Origin of the sequence: Gordonia sp. ABSL11-1 (assembly GCF_030315685.1) — a bacterium.
Classification (GTDB): Bacteria; Actinomycetota; Actinomycetes; order Mycobacteriales; family Mycobacteriaceae; genus Gordonia.
Genome location: NZ_JASXSI010000090.1, coordinates 1 through 867, shown reverse-complemented (window position 1 = coordinate 867; position 867 = coordinate 1). Strand labels below are relative to the sequence as shown.

Genomic DNA, 867 nt, shown 5'->3' with positions numbered 1-867 from the left:
GGGGAACTCTCCGTGCAGCTCGCCCGCGATGCCGGCGCAACCGTCATTGCGACCGTGAGCTCGGCGTCGAAAGCCGAGCGGGCCCGCCGTGCAGGTGCACATCACATCGTCAACTGTCGCCACGACGACGTCGGCGAACGAGTGCTGTTCATCGCCCCGTCCGGCGCCGACCTCGTGGTAGAGGTCGACTTCGCGGCCAACATCCGACTCGACACCGACATCCTCGCCGCATACGGGACCATCGCGGCCTATTCCTCCCCCTCCCGCCCCGAGGCGCAAGTACCGTGTTTCGCCTTGCAGGTCACGGGGGCCGGCATCCGAACGATCCAGGTGTTCACGATGCCCGCCGAGCAACGCAGGCCCGGTCTCGTCCACCTCACCGACGCGCTGACCCGGGGCGTGCTCCGACCGACGATCGCCGCGACATGCGGCCTCGACGACATTGCCGTCGCGCACGCCGCCGTCCAGTCAGGGACGGCAAGTCGTCGTGGTCGTCGCACCGGACCTGCTCGAAAACGACGGGAACAGTGCTACATACAGCGACCACCATCCCTGAGAACACGGCTGAGACCGCCGTATTCTCCCGCGCCCAGAACGCGCGACTGGCCCCGCGACGGAATGTGCCCCGATGTTGGGGCGCTACCGGCACGTGTCGCACTGGCAAGTGGGCAAGCGGTCCTGACCGTCGCCGCGATGTAGTCCGAGGCCGGCAGCTTCTCGGTACGCGACCGTCATCGACCGCCGCGGCAACGGCGCCCACCGCCGCGTCGCGCAGCCACTGCGCAGGCGAGGCCGGGGCGTCCACCCAAGAGCGACTCAGGCGCCAATGCCGAAGGCCGGCAACCCTCACGGGTGGCCGGCCTTCGG

The 867-nt window shown here is 69.2% G+C and carries 1 protein-coding gene; it reads left to right on the top strand.

The genetic code is table 11. The features are described 5' to 3' along the window. On the top strand, positions 1–699 hold a 699-nt coding region (locus QSJ19_RS26580), incomplete at its 5' end, for a zinc-binding dehydrogenase (protein ID WP_286324057.1). Positions 700–867: the final 168 nt, after the last annotated feature.